16 protein-coding genes are annotated in these 16761 nt (G+C 70.0%); 11 read left to right on the top strand and 5 right to left on the bottom strand.

Annotation, left to right across the window (positions count from 1 at the left end; translation table 11 throughout):
* Positions 1-957, bottom strand: a complete 957-nt coding sequence (coxB, locus tag ACK4TT_RS08945) for a cytochrome c oxidase subunit II (protein ID WP_409639601.1) — start codon at positions 955-957, stop codon at positions 1-3.
* A 319-nt stretch (positions 958-1276) separates the two neighbouring features.
* On the opposite strand from coxB, the gene tldD reads away from it, so the two are divergent.
* Positions 1277-2707 carry a metalloprotease TldD gene (gene tldD, locus ACK4TT_RS08940; protein WP_409639604.1) on the top strand — a complete coding sequence of 477 codons (1431 nt, stop codon included), beginning with the start codon at positions 1277-1279 and terminating at the stop codon, positions 2705-2707.
* A 130-nt stretch (positions 2708-2837) separates the two neighbouring features.
* Complete coding sequence (locus ACK4TT_RS08935; RefSeq protein ID WP_409639607.1) at positions 2838-4886, top strand: TonB-dependent receptor plug domain-containing protein; 2049 nt, start codon at positions 2838-2840, stop codon at positions 4884-4886.
* Positions 4887-5077: 191 nt separating this feature from the next.
* Here ACK4TT_RS08935 and ACK4TT_RS08930 read toward each other — a convergent pair whose 3' ends face one another.
* Entirely contained in the window at positions 5078-6925 is a 1848-nt protein-coding gene (locus tag ACK4TT_RS08930) for a peptide MFS transporter (protein ID WP_409642595.1), read from the bottom strand.
* 196 nt (positions 6926-7121) lie between these two features.
* Between ACK4TT_RS08930 and ACK4TT_RS08925 the strand changes: the two genes are divergently transcribed.
* Positions 7122-7637: a DUF427 domain-containing protein gene (locus ACK4TT_RS08925; protein ID WP_410212849.1), complete on the top strand. Its 516-nt coding sequence runs from the start codon at positions 7122-7124 to the stop codon at positions 7635-7637.
* 7 nt (positions 7638-7644) lie between these two features.
* Here ACK4TT_RS08925 and ACK4TT_RS08920 read toward each other — a convergent pair whose 3' ends face one another.
* Both ACK4TT_RS08920 and ACK4TT_RS08915 read right to left on the bottom strand, forming a co-directional pair.
* Positions 7645-9000, bottom strand: coding sequence for a glutamate--cysteine ligase (locus ACK4TT_RS08920; RefSeq protein WP_410212848.1), 1356 nt, complete (start codon positions 8998-9000; stop codon positions 7645-7647).
* Positions 9001-9119: 119 nt separating this feature from the next.
* A complete protein-coding gene (locus tag ACK4TT_RS08915; RefSeq protein ID WP_410212847.1) occupies positions 9120-9842 on the bottom strand; it encodes a 16S rRNA (uracil(1498)-N(3))-methyltransferase in 723 nt (240 codons plus the stop codon).
* Positions 9843-9886: 44 nt separating this feature from the next.
* Here ACK4TT_RS08915 and ppk2 point away from each other — a divergent pair, with 44 nt between their 5' ends.
* From ppk2 to ACK4TT_RS08890, 5 genes are all read left to right on the top strand, one after another.
* Entirely contained in the window at positions 9887-10633 is a 747-nt protein-coding gene (gene ppk2, locus ACK4TT_RS08910) for a polyphosphate kinase 2 (RefSeq protein WP_409642587.1), read from the top strand.
* 48 nt (positions 10634-10681) lie between these two features.
* Positions 10682-11887, top strand: coding sequence for a winged helix-turn-helix domain-containing protein (locus ACK4TT_RS08905; RefSeq protein ID WP_410212846.1), 1206 nt, complete (start codon positions 10682-10684; stop codon positions 11885-11887).
* Positions 11888-11947: 60 nt separating this feature from the next.
* Positions 11948-12871, top strand: coding sequence for a 4-hydroxybenzoate octaprenyltransferase (ubiA, locus tag ACK4TT_RS08900; RefSeq protein ID WP_409642583.1), 924 nt, complete (start codon positions 11948-11950; stop codon positions 12869-12871).
* 72 nt (positions 12872-12943) lie between these two features.
* Positions 12944-13885: a fatty acid desaturase family protein gene (locus ACK4TT_RS08895; protein ID WP_409642581.1), complete on the top strand. Its 942-nt coding sequence runs from the start codon at positions 12944-12946 to the stop codon at positions 13883-13885.
* 99 nt (positions 13886-13984) lie between these two features.
* A complete protein-coding gene (locus ACK4TT_RS08890; RefSeq protein WP_409642579.1) occupies positions 13985-14182 on the top strand; it encodes a hypothetical protein in 198 nt (65 codons plus the stop codon).
* Positions 14183-14379: 197 nt separating this feature from the next.
* Here ACK4TT_RS08890 and ACK4TT_RS08885 read toward each other — a convergent pair whose 3' ends face one another.
* Entirely contained in the window at positions 14380-14961 is a 582-nt protein-coding gene (locus ACK4TT_RS08885; protein ID WP_410212845.1) for a hypothetical protein, read from the bottom strand.
* 143 nt (positions 14962-15104) lie between these two features.
* Here ACK4TT_RS08885 and ACK4TT_RS08880 point away from each other — a divergent pair, with 143 nt between their 5' ends.
* From ACK4TT_RS08880 to ACK4TT_RS08870, 3 genes are all read left to right on the top strand, one after another.
* Positions 15105-15767, top strand: a complete 663-nt coding sequence (locus ACK4TT_RS08880) for a class I SAM-dependent methyltransferase (RefSeq protein ID WP_410212844.1) — start codon at positions 15105-15107, stop codon at positions 15765-15767.
* 45 nt (positions 15768-15812) lie between these two features.
* Positions 15813-16148, top strand: a complete 336-nt coding sequence (locus ACK4TT_RS08875; RefSeq protein WP_409642573.1) for a CAP domain-containing protein — start codon at positions 15813-15815, stop codon at positions 16146-16148.
* 156 nt (positions 16149-16304) lie between these two features.
* Positions 16305-16646 (top strand): VOC family protein, encoded by a 342-nt coding sequence (locus ACK4TT_RS08870; protein ID WP_409642571.1) that lies wholly within the window; start codon positions 16305-16307, stop codon positions 16644-16646.
* Positions 16647-16761: the final 115 nt, after the last annotated feature.

Raw genomic sequence — 16761 nt, 5'->3', positions numbered from 1 at the left:
TTATTTCGCGGCCGGCGCGGTGGGCGCAGGCTGAGTGGCGGCGGCGGGCTGTGCCGCGTCCGCGGCGGCCGGAGCCGCCTCGGTGTTCGTGGCGCCGGCGACCGTGGCGGCGGCGTCGAGCGCCGTCGGCGTGGCGGCGGGCTTGCCGCCGCCCTTGGAGGCCACCCACTGGTCGAACTCGGCCTGGGTCACCACACGCACCTCGATGGGCATGAAGGCGTGGTCGACGCCGCAGAGCTCGCGGCAGTTGCCGTAGAAGGTCCCCACGCGGTCGGCCTTGAACCAGGTCTCGTTCACCCGGCCCGGGACGGCGTCGATGATGACGCCGAAGGAGGGAACGGCGAAGGCGTGGATCACGTCGGCGCCGGTCACCAGCACGCGGACCGTCTTGTTCACCGGCACCACCAGCGGCTCGGTGGCGGCCAGGCGGAACGGCACGCCCTTGGCCTTGGCCTGGTCCTCGGGCAGCACGTTCGAGACGAACTCGGAGATGTTCTGGTCGGGGTACTCGTAGCCCCAGTACCACTGGTAGCCGGTCGCCTTCACCGTCAGGTCGGGCTTGGGCATGTCGTGGTAGGCGTAGAGCAGCTTGAACGAGAAGATCGCGATGAACACGAGGATCAGGACCGGGACGAGAGTCCAGGCCACCTCGATCGGCGTGTTGTGACTCCAGCGCGCCGGCACCGGGTTGGCCCGCTTGTTGTAGCGGACGATCACCCACACCAGCAGGCCCAGCACCAGCAGCGTGATGGCCGTGATGATCGGCAGCAGGATCGCGTTGTGGAAGAAGATCGCGTCTTCGCGCAGCGGGGTCACCCCCGGCTGCAGGTCGATGGCGCCGGGCGTCGGCTGGCCCACCCTATCCTCGGCGAAGGCGCCTGCGGCCCAGAACGCCCCCGTAGCGGCCGCGGCGAGCCCCGCCGCCAGCGTCCGCAAACCCTGAAACCTCGACTTCATGTCCCCTCGGTCTGGTTGGCCGACGGCGCTCCGCCAACTTGGAGCAACCTCCGCCGACTGGAGAACAGGCGCGCACGCGCGCGGCTTGGCGCCCGCCCGGCCCACTCAGCGGGGGTCCATACGCGCATAGACTGGGCTTGCCAAGGCGGTAGCGGCGCTTCGCGCGCGCCGCATGTCCATGATCGGGGTCAAGGCGCGGGTTGACGGCCGCGAGGCGCCGCTACGGCGCCCTGGCTGGCGGACTCCCGTTTTCCGGGAATCGATCCCCGACGGGAGGGTCGCAGGTGACGGAACCGCGGCGTGTTCCTATCTTGGCGGCATGAACGCCCATTCCCCCGCTCCGTCCATCCTCGAGTCCGCCGGCGTCGATCCTGGCCGCGCCCGCGAGGCGCTTGGGGAGGCGCTCGCCGGCGCCGACGACGGGGAGCTGTTCGTCGAGCGCTCGGAAAGCGAATCCTTCCTGTTCGATGACGGGCGCCTGAAGTCGGCGGCCTATGATTCGACCGAGGGTTTCGGCCTGCGCGTCGTGGCCGGCGAGACGGCGGGCTATGCGCACGCCAGCGAAATCTCGGAAGCGGCGATACGCCGCGCCGCCGCCTCCGCCGCGCTGGCCAAGCGCGGCTACGAGGGCGTGGCCGCGGAGGGGCCGCGCGCCACCAACGCCAAGCTCTACGGCGAGGACGATCCCCTCGCCTCACCCGCCTTCGCCGACAAGGTGGCCCTGCTGCAGGAGGTGGACGCCTGGGCCCGGGCCCGCGATCCGCGCGTCTGCCAGGTGATGGTGAGCCTCGCCGGCGAGCGTCGGACGGTCGAGATCCTGCGGGCCGACGGGCGGCTGATCCGCGACGTGCGCCCGCTGTGCCGGATCAACGTGCAGGTGACCGTCGAGCGCGATGGCCGCCGGGAGAACGGCTACACAGGCGCCGGCGGCCGGGCGGGCTTCGAGACCTGGATCACCCCCGACAAATGGCAGGCCCAGGTGGACGAGGCGCTGCGCCAGGCGCTGGTCAACCTGGACGCCGTCCCGTGCCCGGCCGGCGAGATGGACGTGGTCCTGGGCCCCGGCTGGAACGGCGTGCTGCTGCACGAGGCGGTCGGCCACGGCCTGGAGGGCGACTTCAACCGCAAGGGCACGTCGGCCTTCTCGGGCAAGATCGGCGAGCGCGTGGCCGCGCCGGGCGTCACCGTCTTCGACGACGGCTCCATCCTGGGCCGCCGCGGCTCGCTCACCGTGGACGACGAGGGCACGCCGACCCAGCGCACCATCCTGATCGAGGACGGCGTGCTGGTGGGCTACATGCACGACCGCCAGAGCGCGCGCCTGATGGGCCTTTCGCCCACCGGCAACGCGCGGCGCCAATCCTACGCCCACATGCCCATGCCGCGGATGACCAACACCGGCATGCTGGGCGGCGACACCCCGCGGGAGGAGATGATCGCCTCCACGAAGCGCGGGCTCTACTGCGCCAACTTCGGCGGCGGCCAGGTGGACATCACCAACGGAAAGTTCGTCTTCCAGTGCACCGAGGCCTATCTGATCGAGGACGGGAAGATCACCACCCCGGTGAAGGGCGCGACCCTGATCGGCGACGGTCCCTCGGCGCTCACCCGCGTCACCATGATCGGCGACGACTTCGACTTCGACCCGGGCATCGGCGTCTGCGGCAAGTCGGGCCAGAGCGTGCCGGTCGGCGTGGGCCAGCCCTCGCTGAAGATCACCGGGCTGACGGTCGGCGGCACCAGCGTCTGAAGGGGAATATTCTCCTCCTGAGACCCGCGGGCGCCGCAAACCTTTCGGCGATTTAATCCACCTTACGGCCATTTAATTGGCTTCAACCCCGGGTCGCGGGTCACCTCCCCCCCGACTTGGGGAGTTCACTATGCTGATCGTTCACGCCGTCGCTCAGGCGGCCGCAGCCGCGATTCCGGAAGCCGCCGTCCAGCAGGGCATCGTCAGCTATCCGCCGGAGTTCTTCGCCGCTCAGCAGCCGGCCAACGCCTGGGAGATGCTGATCCGCCTGCCCGGCTTCGCCCTTGATACCGGCGATTCCATCCGCGGGTTCGAAGGCGGCGGCGGCAACGCCCTGATCGATGGCCAGCGTCCAACCAGCAAGACCGACGACCTGGAGGAGCGGCTGCGCCGCATCCCGGCCGGCCAGGTGGAGCGCATCGAACTGATCCGCGGCGGCGCGCCGGGCATCGACATGCAGGGCAAGGCGGTGCTGGCCAACGTCGTGCGCAAGAACGGAGCGAGCGGCCTGCGCGGTCTCTACGCCGTGGCCAACAACCATCTCTCGGACGGGCGCAACATGCACGGAATGCGCCTCGAACTATCGGGCGGCGGCGGCGGTCGCGAATGGGAGGGCTCGGCCCGCTACGGCTACGGCAACGACGACGGCGGAGACCACGGCCCGCAGTTCCGTCTCGGCCCGAACGGCGAGGTCCTGCGCCGCTCGCGGGTGGATGGTGAGAGCGACGGTCTGCAGAAGACGCTGACGGCCGGCTACCGGCAACCGCTGGCCGGCGGGCGCATCGGCCTCAACGGCCGCTACTTCACCGAGAAGTGGAAGTTCGAGGAGGACAACCGCTACCTCGAGCCCGCCGACCTGGGCGTGGAGACCACCGACGACCTCTACCTGACCGACCAGACCGAGTTCGGCGTCCGCTACGACCGCGACTTCGGCGCGCGCACCAAGCTGGAGCTGATCGGCCTGCGGCAGGACAAGGAGCGCGAGATCAACTCGCGCTTCGCCGACGGATCGGGCGACCAGCTCTTCCAGTTGAACCGCGACAACAGCGAGACCATCGGCCGGGCCGTCCTCAAGTACCGCTGGAGCGACCGCCTGTCGTTCGAGGCCGGCGGCGAGATGGCGCTGAACGAGCTGGCGAGCCGCACCGCCCTGACGGTCAACGGCGAGGCTGTGGACCTGCCGGCCGCGGACGTGGACGTGAAAGAGAAGCGCGGGGAGCTCTTCGCCAAAAGCACCTGGCGTCCGCTCGACACCTGGACGGTGGACGCGGGGGTGCGCTTCGAGGCCTCCCGCATCTCATCGGAGGGCGACGTCGAGCTTGAGAAGACCCTCCAGTTCCTCAAGCCCCGCGTGCTGGTGACCTGGGCCCCTCGGCCTGAGACCCAGCTGCGCATGCGCGTCGAGCGCGTGGTCGGTCAGCTCAACTTCGACGACTTCGTCGCCTCGTCGGACTTCAACACCGGCGCCGGCGTCAGCGCGGGCAATCCCGACCTCGACCCGGAACAGGCCTGGGTGGCCGAGGCGGCGTTCGAGCAGAAGCTGTGGGGCGCCACCGGCGTGATCACCCTCCGTCACTCCGAGCTGAGCGATGTCGTGGACCGCGGGCCCATCGAATCCCGCACGGTGGATCCGGTCACCGGGGCGGTCACCGTCAGCTACTTCGACACGCCGATGAACATCGGCAGCGGGACCAAGGACGAGCTGATCCTGAACCTCACCGCGCCGCTGGACGGCCTGGGCCTGAAGGGCGCCCTGCTGAAGGGCCAGGGGACTTGGCGCCGGTCCAAGGTGACCGACCCCACCACGGACGAGCAGCGCCGCATCTCCGAGCTGCGTCCGCTGGAGTGGGAGATCAACTTCAGCCAGGACCTGCCCCGCTGGCGGATGAGCTACGGCTTCGACATCTATTCGGGCTGGACCGAGACCGAATACCGCTTCGACTCGATCCAGGAGGTGAAGCTGCACAACGCCTACGTCCGCCCCTGGATCGAGCGGCGGCTCCAGCCCGACCTGCAGTTGCGGGTGGAGTTCCCCAACCTGACGAGCCGCGGCATCCGCTTCAACCGCAAGGTCTGGGACGGACCGCGGGGCGCCGCGCCGCTGCTCTATACCGACGACCGCGACCTGGCGTTCGGGCGCATGTTCTACGTCCGGCTGCGCAAGACCTTCGGGGGCTGAGCCGCCCCGCCATCCCCCGAAAGCAAGAAGGCCGCGGATCGCTCCGCGGCCTTCGTCGTTTCCGGCGTTCGCGGCCGTCCCTAGAGCGCGATCCGCAAGAGTGGACCCGGTCTTGCGATCAGGTCGCGCTCAAGGCTTTGATTTAGGGCCTTTTTCCCCGTTCAAGCGATTCCGTTTGAACGGGAAAGGCTCTAGGAGGCCGCGTCGTTGCGGACCGCCGCCGGGCTCACCGCCTGGCGCTCGCCGTCGAGGACGGGCGCGATCGGCTCAGGCTGAGGATGGTTGGCCGGGTCGTTCACCCCGTGCGCCCAGCCCTTGATGAAGAAGCTGAGGACGACGAAGCCGGCCCCGATGCCCATGCCCCACAGGCCCAGCATGTTGAACACCTTCAGCGAGGCGGCGAGCGAGGCCGCCGGGTCGGTGACCTGGCCGCCCACGGTGTGCGTGCCCGCCATGCCGGCGATCCAGCCGCCCACGTATTGGGCGATGGACGAGGCCAGGAACCACACCGCCATCATGAACGAGACCACCTTGGCCAGGGACAGCTTGGTGATCTCGGAGAGGCCCACCGGCGACAGGAAGAGCTCGCCCGTGGTGTGGAACATGTAGAGCAGGGCCAGGAAGATCATCGGCAGACGGTAGTTCTCGTCCGCGAACCCCGCGCCCCACACCACCACCATGAAGCCCAGGCCGACCTGCAGCAGGCCCAGGCCGAACTTCAGCGTCGGGTCGGGATCGCGCTTGCGCGCCGCGAGCCAGGCCCACATGGCCGCGAAGATCGGCGCGAAGATGAGGATCCAGCCGGCGTTGAACGACTGGGTCTGGGCGGCGCTGACGCCCACCAGCGCCACGTTGCGCGCGGCGAACAGGTTGAGCGAGGTGCCGGCCTGTTCGAACAGGGTGAAGAACACCACGGCCCCCAGGATAAGGACCACGGCCAGCATCATCCGCTGGCGCTCGACCCAGGTCTTGCAGACCACGGCGACGACGTAGGCGATGAACAGGAACGCCAGGATGGAGGACCAGGTCAGCGCCTGGCCCACCACCGCGTTGCGCTGCACCAGCCACCAGACCGGCAGCACGCCCACGAGGCCCAGGCCGTAGATCAGCCATTCGCGGTTGATCGGCCCCACCACCGGCTTGGCCAGCAGCGCCGGATCCGGGGGCTCGCCCTTGCCCTGCAGGTGCTTCTTGCCGAGCACGAAGACCACCCAGCCGGCGGCCATGCCGACGCCGGCCAGGCCGAAGCCGGCCCACCAGCCGTAGGTGGCGCCCAAGAGGCCGCAGAGCACCGAGGCCCAGAAGGCGCCGAGGTTGATGCCATAGTAGTAGAGGGTGAAGCCGGAATCCCGCCGGGGGTCGCCCTGCGGATAGAGCTGGCCCACGATGGTGGAGATGTTGGGCTTCAGGAAGCCCACGCCCATGATGATCAGGCTGACCGCCAGGTAGAAGGCGTTCTCGCCGAACGGATCGACCTTGTTGACCAGCTGGTACTGGCCATCCGGCAGGACGGCGGGCAGCGGCGCGTCGGCCGGCAGGTTCTTGATCTCCAGGCCGCCGTTCGCCGCGGGGCCGAACTCGTAGGGCTTGCCCGCGACGATCAGACGGACCTGGCGCTCCTCCATGCGGCCTTCCGAGGCCACCTGGTAGCTCTGGCCGGCGTAGGTCAGGGTTTGCTGCGCGGGCGCGCCCTCGACCGCCATGGTGATGTGGCCGGCCACCAGCAGCAGGGCGCCGAAAGCCACGGCCTTCCGCGTGCCAAGGTAGCGGTCGGCCAGCATGCCGCCCAGCAGGGGCAGCAGGTAGACGAGCGAGGTGTAGGACCCGTACTGGGCGCTCGCGGTCTCGTCGTCGAACAGCAGGTGCTGGGTCAGGTAGAAGATGAGGATCGAGCGCATGCCGTAGTAGGAGAAGCGCTCCCACATCTCGGCGAAGAACAGGACCATCAGGCCCCGCGGATGGTTCTTCAGCATCTGCATCAGCACCGGCAGGCCGGTGACGAGCGTGATCGCGATGCCGATCAGGACGATCAGGTTCATGTGGGGGAGATTCCGGTTCCCTATGGATTCCAAGGGGCTTGGGCGGCTTTCGCCCAGCGCCTCGGATTTGGCGGGGAGAAAATCACGCGGCGCCTGGGGGCGCAAGCAAGGCGGCGCCCCCATATTCCGAACTCGTCGCAAAGCCGGAGCCTTGCCGGCCTCGGCGGCGTTCTAGGCCGCAAGGAGGAGCCTCGACATGCCGCCCCCCGGTCCCGACCATCCGATCACCCTGGAGCCGGCGAAGAACCGCTGGCGCGCCCTCTTCGAGGGGCACGTGATCGCCGACACCAACGACGCGCTGATCCTGCGCGAGGCGAACCTGGGACCCGTGGTCTACTTCCCGCGCGAGGACGTGGCGATGGAGTACATGGGCCGCACCGACCTGCGGACGCACTGCCCCTACAAGGGCGACGCCTCGTACTTCACCCTCAGGATGGAAAGCCGGATCGAGGACAACGTGGCCTGGAGCTACGAGGCGCCCTTCCCGGCCATGGGCCAGATCGCCGGGCGGATCGCCTTCTACCCCGACCGGGTCGAGGTCTACGAGGTGGACGACGCCCAGGTGAACCCGCACCGCCGCCATCACGACGACCTCGCGCGCGAGGACGTGGACCAGATCGTCCAGCACACCGACGCCGGCGACGGCCATTCCCAGAAGGACCGCTGGCCGCCCAACGTCGAGGGCCCCGACGCCGACGGCGGGCTGCGCTAGAGGGACGCTAGTAGGCGAAGTCCTCGAAGACGTGGCCGACGTCGCCGCCCCAGCGGGTCTCGTAGAGCTCCAGCAGCCGCTCGGCCGGCGTGACGCCGGTCTCGGCGATGTGCTCAAGCTCGCTCAGGTAGCCGCTCTCGTCGACAAGGCCGCCCGACAGGCGGTTGCGGCGCTTCAAGCCCTCGCCGGCGATGGCCAGCATGTCCTTCGCCACGTCCTGCACCGAGCGGCCGCCGACCTGCGCCTTGAGGCCCAGGCGGGCCACGTCGGCGCGCAGGCGCTCGTGGTCCTCGATGGCCCAGTCCTTGGCGAGGTCCCAGGCCGCGGCCAGCGCCGCGCCGTCGTAGAGGATGCCCATCCACAGCGCCGGAAGCGCGCAGAGCCGGCTCCACGGCCCGGAGTCCGCGCCGCGCATCTCCAGGTACTGCTTCAGCCGCACCTCGGGGAAGATGGTGGTGGTGTGGTCGGCCCAGTCCTTGAGGGTCGGCCGCTCGCCCGGCAGCTCGGGCAGCCGGCCTTCCATGAAATCGCGGAACGAGCGGCCGGCCACGTCGATGTACTCTCCGCCGCGCTTCACGAAATACATCGGCACGTCGAGGGCGTAGTTCGCGTAGGCCGCGAAGCCGAAGCCGTCCTCGAAGACGAAGTCCAGCATGCCCGTGCGGTCGGGATCGGTGTCGGTCCATACGTTGGCGCGGGTCGAGAGCAGGCCGGTGGGCTTGCCCTCCTTGAACGGCGAGTTGGCGAAGAGGGCCGTGGCGATCGGCTGCAGGGCCAGCGAGGTGCGGAACTTGGCCACCATGTCGGCTTCCGAGCCGAAGTCGAGGTTGGCCTGCACCGTGCAGGTGCGGAACATCATGTCGAGGCCCATGGACCCGACCTTTGGCATGTAGGCCCGCATGATCTTGTAGCGGCCCTTGGGCATCACCGGGACCTGCTCGCGGGTCCAGGTGGGCGCGAAGCCCAGGCCCAGGAAGCCCAGCCCCAGCTCGTCGGCCACGACCTTCACCTCCTGGAGGTGGCCGCCGGTCTCCTCGCAGATCTCGTGGATGGTTTCGAGCGGCGCGCCCGAAAGCTCGAACTGGCCGCCGGGCTCCAGGCTGACGCTGGCCATGCCCCGCTCCAGGGCGATCACGTTGTCGCCCTCGTACACCGGCTTCCAGCCGAAGCGGGTCAGGCCGTCCAGCAGCGCCTTGATGCCGCCCGGCTCATAGGGGACGGCCTCGTGGCTCCCCAGCTTGAAGACGAATTTCTCGTGTTCGGCGCCCACGCGCCATTCGCTGGCGGGCTTGGCGCCCTTCTCGAACCAGCGGACCAGGTCTTCGAACACGAGCGGGCGATCGTCGCAGGCGACATCGGCCATAAGAAACCTCCCCGTCATCCCCCTTCAGGGAGGGATAAACCCGGATCACGGCGGGCGAGGTCCCGCTCAGCCCTGATCTTTTACGTCGTCCAGCTAGGTGGGGGCAAATCCGGCGAAGCTCAAGAGCGCCAGTCGCCGAGCTTCGCCTGCCACAGGGCGAGCGCCGTGATCGCCGCGGTGTCGGCCCGCAGGATCCGCGGGCCCAGCGTCGCGGGCGTGGCGTAGGGCAGCGCCCGCAGCATCCCCCGCTCCCGGGGCGAGAAGCCGCCCTCAGGTCCGACCAGCACCGCCCAGGGGCCTTCGCCGGCGCCCTCCAGGGCCTCCAGCACCGGACGGGCCTCGCCGCCCTCGTCGCAGAACAACAGCCGCCGGCCCTCTTCCCAGCCAGCGACCAGGGCGTCCAGCTTCACCGGCTCCAGAACCTGCGGCACGTCCAGCCGGCCGGTCTGCTCCGAGGCTTCCATGGCGATGGCCCGCAGGCGGTCCGTGCGGGTGTGGTCGGCGTTGGTGCGCTCCGTGACCACCGGCCGGATGCGGCGGACGCCCAGTTCGGCGGCCTTCTCGACGATGGTCTCCAGCGCGCCCCGCTTCACCAGGGCGACGACAAGATCGAGGTCGGGCCCCTCGCCCTGCGGCCGGGCGGGGTCGATCACCTGCAGGGCGACGGCCCGCTTGCCCACCGCCGCCACCAGGGCGCGCCACTCGCCGTCGCGGCCGTTGAAGACCCGCAGCTCGTCGCCCGCCTTCGCCCGCATCACCGCCGCCAGGTAGTGGCTCTGGCCCTCGTCGAGGGAGAACTCCCGGCCAGCGGCCAGGTCGTGGGTGACGAACAGACGGATCATCCGCGCCTTCTAGCCTCCCTGGGCGTTCCGCGCATTATGCCGTCATGGCCAAGCCCCGCGACGACACCGAAGCCCTCCAGACCGCCCTGGTGCGGTTCCAGCAGCACGCCATCCTGACCGGCCAGAAGGACCTGGTGATCTTCGAGGGCCGGGACGCGGCGGGAAAGGACGGGGCGATCAAGCGCATCGTCGAGCACCTGTCGATCCGCGCCACCCGGGTCGTGGCCCTGCCCAAGCCCAGCGACCGCGAGCGCAGCCAGTGGTACTTCCAGCGCTACGTGGCCCACCTGCCGGCGGCCGGCGAGTTCGTGATCTTCAACCGCTCCTGGTACAACCGGGCGGGCGTCGAACGGGTGATGGGCTTCTCCACGCCCGACGAGCAGGAGACCTTCCTGCGGGAAGTCCCCGCCATCGAGCAGATGCTGGTCGACGGCGGGCTGCAGATCGTGAAGCTCTGGCTGGACATCTCCCGCGAGGAGCAGGCCAGGCGCCTGGACGCCCGCCGGGCCGATCCCCTGAAGGCGCTGAAGGTCAGCCCCCTGGACGCCGTGGCCCAGGAGAAGTGGGACGCCTACACCAAGGCCCGCGACGAGATGCTGACCCGCACCCACTGCCGCGAGGCGCCCTGGACCATCGTGCGGACCGACAAGAAGCGCGAGGCCCGCTCCAACATCATGCGCCACCTGCTGAAGACTCTCGCGCCGTCGCACATCGCCGACGAGGCCCCCGAGCCCGACCCCAAGGTGCTGTTCCCCTTCTCGGCCGAGGCGCTGGACCGGCTTTACCGCTGACGCCAGCGAGCATTGTTCTTTTTTCGTTCTCACCCTAGCCTGCGGCGCATGAAGGATTCGCTCACCGCCGGCGAGGCCCGGCGCATCGCCCTCGCGGCCCAGGGTTTCGGGGTCCGGACCGACGGCGAGGTCGGCCGCCGGCAGCTTACGAAGCTGGTGGACCGGCTGGGGGTGGTGCAGATCGACAGCGTCAACGTGGTCTCGCGCACCCACTACCTGCCGGCGTTCTCGCGGCTGGGCGCCTATCCGCGCGGGCTTCTGGAGGAGATCGCCTGGGGCCGGAAGAAGGCGTTCTTCGAGTATTGGGCGCACGAGGCCAGCCTGCTCCCGCTGGCCAGCCAGCCGCTGTTCCGCTGGCGGATGGAGGACGCCCAGCGGGGCGTCGGCGCCTGGAAGGGCATCGCCCGCTTCCTGCGCGAGCGGCGCGACTTCGTGGACAGGGTGCTGGAGGAAATCCGCGCGCGCGGTCCGCTGTCGGCCTCCGAGCTGGAGATGGGTCACAAGGGCCAGGGCGGCTGGTGGGGCTGGAGCGAATCCAAGAAGGCCGTGGAGGGCCTGTTCTGGACCGGGGAACTCACCACGGCGACGCGGCGCGGAACCTTCGAGCGGGTCTATGGCCTGCCCGACAAGGTGCTGCCCAAGGCGGTGCGCGAGGCGCCGACGCCCTCCCGCGAAGACGCCCAGCGCGAACTCCTGAAGATCGCCGCCCGGGCCATGGGGATCGCCACGGCGCGCGATCTGCGCGACTACTTCCGGATGGGGGTGGAGGACACCAAGCTCCGCCTCGCCGAACTGGTGGAGGCGGGCGACCTCCTGCCCGTCCAGGTCAAGGGCTGGCGCGAACGGGCCTATCTCGATCCAGCGGCCCGGCGGCCTCGGAAGGTGGCCGCCCACGCCCTGCTGTCGCCCTTCGACAACCTGATCTGGTTCCGCGACCGCACCGAGCGGATGTTCGGCGTGAAGGTGCGGCTCGAGATCTACACCCCGGCCGAGAAACGCACGCACGGCTACTACGTCCTGCCGTTCCTGGAAGGCGACGCCATCACCGCCCGCGTCGACCTTAAGGCCGACCGCAAGGCCGGAACCCTGATCGTACAGGCCAGCCACGCCGAACCCTGGGCCAGCGGCGAGACGCCGAGGCGCCTGGCCGGGGAGCTGCGCCTCATGGCCGGCTGGCTGGGCTTGAAGGACGTCCGCGTCGAACGCCGCGGCGACCTGGCGGGGGCGCTGGAGGACGCCGTCTCCCGCTCCTAGGCCATCACCTCGGCTCCTGCGGCGTTTCCGCCACACCGGCGGCTCTGCTAACCCTGGCCCATGGTCCAGACCGCGCCCCTGCCCGACGCCGCCCCCGCCAACTGGGTCGACCGCCACGCGCCCGCGCCGCTCCGCCCGTGGCTGAAGCTCGGCCGCTTCGACCGGCCCGCCGGCGTCTGGCTGCTCATGCTGCCGGGCTGGCAGGGGATCGCGCTGGCGGACGCCATGGCCCTCCGGCTTCCCGACCCCATCCTGCTCCTGAAGTTCTTCGTCGGCGCGGCGCTGATGCGGGCGGCGGGCTGCGCCTACAACGACATCGTCGACCGCGACATCGACGCCCGGGTGGCGCGCACCGCCGGGCGGCCGCTGGCCTCGGGCCAGATCGGCGTGAAGCAGGCCTGGGCCTTCATCGTGGGCTGCAGTCTCGTCTCGCTGGCCATCCTGCTGACGCTGGGCCCGCTGGCCATAACCCTGGGCGTCGCCTCGCTGGCGCTGGTGGCGGCCTACCCCTTCATGAAGCGGATCACCTGGTGGCCACAGGCGTGGCTGGGCCTGACCTTCAACTGGGGCGCCCTGATGGGCTTCGCGGCGGCGACAGGCGAGCTCACGCTCGCGCCGCTGCTGCTCTACGCGGGCGGCCTGTTCTGGACCCTCGGCTACGACACCATCTACGCCATCCAGGACCTGGAGGACGACGCCCTGGTGGGCGTGAAGTCCTCGACCCTAAGGTTGGGCGCGAACGTGCGGCGCGGGGTGTTCGTGTTCTATGCGCTGTCGCTCGCGCTGGCGCTGGCCGCCGGGCTGACGGCGGGCCTTTCCGCCCTCTTCCTGCCGCTCTTCGCCCTCTACGCCGTCCACCTGCTGTGGCAGGCGAGCCGCGTGCGGACCGATGCGCCGATGCAGGCGCTGTTCCTCTTCAAGTCGAACACCTTCGCGGGCCTCGTGCTGTTCGTGGCCATCGCGGCGGGCGCGTTCGGACCCTGAGCGCCTTGCCCCAGGGGCCTTTACCCGGCGTCACACTGTTTCGCAGGCGCGCGCGGGAGTAGAATTCCGCCCATGCCCGCCGCCGCCCGCGTCAATCCGAAGGACTTCTTCACCCCCGAGGAGTGGGCGCCGCTCGCCCGCCGCTCGACCTGGGTGGGCCCCGCGCTGGTGGCCCACGCCTGGGCGGTGATCTTCCTGGCCGGGGCCATGGCCGTCGTGTGGCCGGTCACCATCCCGCTGGCGGTGATGATCATCGGCGCCCGGCAGCTCGGCCTCGCCATCCTGATGCACGACGCCGCCCACGGCGCCCTGCACCCCAACCTCAAGGTCAACGACTGGGTCGGAAACCACCTGACGACGGGCGACCTTCAGCCCTACCGGCCCTACCACCTGGGCCACCACAAGTACGCCCAGCAGGCCGAGGACCCGGACCTCGTCCTCTCGGCCCCCTTCCCGATCACGCCCACGTCCCTGCGCCGCAAGATGATCCGGGACCTCACCGGCCAGACCTACTACAAGCTCAAGTGGTCGGGGCTGGTGAACCGCATCCGCGACCGAAAGCCTGGCGAGCCGCTCTGGCCGATCCTCAAGGACGCCGTGGTCCGCCGGAAGCGCTTCATCGGCGGCATGGTCGTCACCGTGGCGCTGACCGCGCCGTTCGGCCTGTGGTGGGTGTGGCCGGTGCTGTGGCTGCTGCCCCAGGCCACCTGGCTGCCGCTGGTCACGCGCCTGCGCAACATCGCCGAGCACGCCCTGGTGGCCAAGGACGAGCCCGATCCCCTGCGTCACGCCCGCACCACCCACGCCAACCTGGTCGAGCGAGCGTTCCTGGCCCCCTACTGGGTCAACTACCACTGCGAGCACCACATGTTCATGCATGTGCCCTGCTACCACCTGCCCAAGGTCCGCCGGCTGCTGGAGCGCAAGGGCGTGACGCCCCGCATGCTGAGCGCCCCTGGCTACGTGGAGGTGCTCCGGCTCGCCTCGTCGAGGCCCGAGCGGGCGTCCGCCTAGCCCCTTCCGCTGGACGCTTGTCCGTCTTGGCAGCCTGCCGCGCCGGGCGCGCGGCCGGCCCAATTCCCCTCGGAAACGCACCGGCAGGGGGACTTCGGGATGAAGCGCTATGTGATGGCCAACCGCGCCGACGGGGTGGCGGACGTCATGTCCGAGGACGACATCGAGCCCGGCTTCAAGGAGAACCGCATCCGCGAGCTCTGGTTGAACACCGAGACGCCGGAAGGCGGGGCGGTGTTCCGCATGCTGGTCTTCCCGCCAAGCAGGACACGCCCGCGGTCACGCCCGAGCAGATGATCGAGCTGCGCAGGTCGATCCACAGCGTGCACGCGCCCAGCCTGGTCCGAGGGCAAGGACATCCTGCTCAAGGCCGGCGACGTCCTGATCCAGAAGGGCTGCATGCACGGCTGGCGCAACGACAGCGACAAGCGCGCCGCCCTGGCCGCCGGGCTGATCGACGCCCAGCCGCTCTAGCGGGCCGCCGGCGGGCCGGCCTAGTAAACCTCGGCCCAGCCGCCGGCGGCGTTCTGGCAGAACAGGCCCTCGCGCTCGGCCGTGGCCTTGGTCTTCACCTTGGTCATCCTGTAGACGACCTCCTTGCACTGGAAGCCCTCGTGCTCGGCGTCGGCGACCACCGTGAGAGCGCCGTCGGCGGCCCGCCCCTTCCAGGTCAGGCTTTCGCCGACGCCCATCGCGCCGACCTTCTTCTCGAAGTCGGAGCCGCCGACCATGTTCAGCCCGTGGCGGGCCCAGGAGTCGTAGCCGCGGCCGCCTTCGCAGTCGTCGCAGGGATAGGCGCTGAAGTCGTCCAGGGCCTTCTTCTTCTCCGCCAGGTCCGCGGGACGTTCGATGTCGCCCATCGAGGGGCGGCCGGCCTTGCCCGCCGACCTCTTGGCTGGCGCCTGCCCGGCCTGGGACGCTCTGCCGCCGTTCGACTGGGGCGTCATGACGTTACGCACGGCCGCCTCGGTGGCCTGGCGGGCGGCGGACTTGGCGAGGTCCTTCAGGAAGGACTGCGCGGCGGCCGGGGTGGCGGCCAGGACCGCAAGGGCGATCAGCGCGGCGGGGCGAAGCATGTCTCGACGTCTCGTGCAGGTGGCGGAACGGCGCGGCCGCGCCGGAAGGGGCGGCTTCCTGCCAGGATTTGCCGCCTGTGGCCAAGCTTGCGCGACGAAAGGCGCGAGGCGCGCGATGCGCCGCGATGCGCTAGAGACCCGGCATGATCGCGCCCACGCCCGAAGCTCGCCGGGCCTTCATCCTCGAGAACACCCGCCCCCAGAGGCCGCCGCACACGCCCGAGCTGGAACTGCGCCTGGCCGACGAGATCACGCCGATCTGGCGGCTCACCGAGGAGGCCCTGGCCGAGATCGGCCTGCCGCCGCCCTTCTGGGCCTTCGCCTGGGCGGGCGGCCAGGCGCTGGCGCGCTACCTCCTGGACCATCCCGAGGCGGTGGCGGGCAGGCGGGCCATCGACTTCGCCTCGGGCTCGGGGATCGTCGCCATCGCGGCCATGAAGGCGGGCGCGGCGCGCGTGCTGGCCGCCGACATCGACCCCTTCTGCGGCGCGGCCCTGGCCGTCAACGCCGAGGCCAACGGCGTCGCCTGCGAGTTCACCGACGCCGACCTGCTGGACCAAGCTCCGCCCGCCTGGGCCGAGGTCATCCTGGCCGGGGACATCTGCTACGAGAAACCGCTGGCCGCCCGGGTCATGGCCTGGCTGGGCGCCGCCCGGGCCGAGGGCGCGACCGTTCTGATCGGCGACCCCGGCCGCAGCTACTTCCCGCGCGAGGGCCTTGAGAAGCTTGCGGAATATCAAGTCCCGACCACCCGCGAGCTGGAAGATATGGAAGTCAAGAAGACGGCCGTCTGGACCCTGCCCTGACGCTCCCGCGTTCATCCAGGATTCGCAGGCGCGTCTGAGGGTCCCATGTCCGCGCCAGCCCCGTACGAACAGCACATGCTGGAGTTCGTGAACGCCGAGCGGGCCGCCGCCGGCGTCCAGCCGCTGGCGTTCGACTTCCAGCTCAACGATTCCGCCGAGCTGCACAGCCAGTGGATGGTCGCCGCCGACGCCTTCAGCCACACCGGCGCGGGCGGCTCCACGCCCACCGACCGCAGGGTGGCCGCCGGCTACCAGCTCGCCGGCTCGTGGACGACCGCCGAGAACCTGGCCTGGCCGAGCCTGCGGGGCGCGGCGGCGCCGGGAACGACTGGCCGGCAGGCGCGAGCTGGAGCGCGGGCCAATCCGGCGCGGACGTCGTGATCGACATGGTCGGCGGCGCCCGCATGGTTCTGGTCGGTGTCTCGATGGGCAGCCCGGGGTCCGACTGGATCATCGTGGATCAGTTCTTCTTTTGTTCTTGCGCCGCCCACCGTCCGGACCTAGGCTCGGCCTCCGAACGGACAGGAGGCCGCAGCCATGCGCCAGGACGGCAAGATCGACTACGTGGAGTTCCCCGGCGGGGACATGGGCCGGACCCAGGCGTTCTACGCCCAGGCCTTCGGCTGGACGTTCCAGGACTACGGGCCCGAGTACCAGGCCTTCAACGAAGGGCTGGACGGCGGCTTCTATTCCGACGCCGTCGAGGCGGTGAAGCATCCCCTCGTCATCCTCTACGCCCACGACCTCGAGGCCATGGAGGCCAAGGTGAAGGCGGCGGGCGGCGCCATCACCCGGCCCATCTTCAGCTTCCCGGGCGGACGGCGCTTCCACTTCAAGGACCCAGCCGGCAACGAGCTGGCGGTGTGGAGCGAGGGCTAGGGTCTGGACCCATAAGCGGGATTCCGGACTTGGCCGAACAGTGCTTCAAGCTCTCAGAGGAGAGCGGGAATGACGGAATTCTGGCTGAGCGACGAGCAGTTCTCGCGGCTGAAGC

The organism is Phenylobacterium sp., from assembly GCF_046463815.1.
Taxonomy (GTDB): domain Bacteria; phylum Pseudomonadota; class Alphaproteobacteria; order Caulobacterales; family Caulobacteraceae; genus Phenylobacterium.
This window is presented reverse-complemented; position numbering and strand designations above follow the sequence as displayed.

Coding starts and splice junctions, on each gene's coding strand:
- coxB (WP_409639601.1), bottom strand. CDS start 957: ATGAAGTCGAGGTTTCAGGGTTTGCGGACGCTGGCGGCGGGGCTCGCC.
- tldD (WP_409639604.1), top strand. CDS start 1,277: ATGAACGCCCATTCCCCCGCTCCGTCCATCCTCGAGTCCGCCGGCGTC.
- ACK4TT_RS08935 (WP_409639607.1), top strand. CDS start 2,838: ATGCTGATCGTTCACGCCGTCGCTCAGGCGGCCGCAGCCGCGATTCCG.
- ACK4TT_RS08930 (WP_409642595.1), bottom strand. CDS start 6,925: ATGAACCTGATCGTCCTGATCGGCATCGCGATCACGCTCGTCACCGGC.
- ACK4TT_RS08925 (WP_410212849.1), top strand. CDS start 7,122: ATGCCGCCCCCCGGTCCCGACCATCCGATCACCCTGGAGCCGGCGAAG.
- ACK4TT_RS08920 (WP_410212848.1), bottom strand. CDS start 9,000: ATGGCCGATGTCGCCTGCGACGATCGCCCGCTCGTGTTCGAAGACCTG.
- ACK4TT_RS08915 (WP_410212847.1), bottom strand. CDS start 9,842: ATGATCCGTCTGTTCGTCACCCACGACCTGGCCGCTGGCCGGGAGTTC.
- ppk2 (WP_409642587.1), top strand. CDS start 9,887: ATGGCCAAGCCCCGCGACGACACCGAAGCCCTCCAGACCGCCCTGGTG.
- ACK4TT_RS08905 (WP_410212846.1), top strand. CDS start 10,682: ATGAAGGATTCGCTCACCGCCGGCGAGGCCCGGCGCATCGCCCTCGCG.
- ubiA (WP_409642583.1), top strand. CDS start 11,948: ATGGTCCAGACCGCGCCCCTGCCCGACGCCGCCCCCGCCAACTGGGTC.
- ACK4TT_RS08895 (WP_409642581.1), top strand. CDS start 12,944: ATGCCCGCCGCCGCCCGCGTCAATCCGAAGGACTTCTTCACCCCCGAG.
- ACK4TT_RS08890 (WP_409642579.1), top strand. CDS start 13,985: ATGAAGCGCTATGTGATGGCCAACCGCGCCGACGGGGTGGCGGACGTC.
- ACK4TT_RS08885 (WP_410212845.1), bottom strand. CDS start 14,961: ATGCTTCGCCCCGCCGCGCTGATCGCCCTTGCGGTCCTGGCCGCCACC.
- ACK4TT_RS08880 (WP_410212844.1), top strand. CDS start 15,105: ATGATCGCGCCCACGCCCGAAGCTCGCCGGGCCTTCATCCTCGAGAAC.
- ACK4TT_RS08875 (WP_409642573.1), top strand. CDS start 15,813: ATGTCCGCGCCAGCCCCGTACGAACAGCACATGCTGGAGTTCGTGAAC.
- ACK4TT_RS08870 (WP_409642571.1), top strand. CDS start 16,305: ATGCGCCAGGACGGCAAGATCGACTACGTGGAGTTCCCCGGCGGGGAC.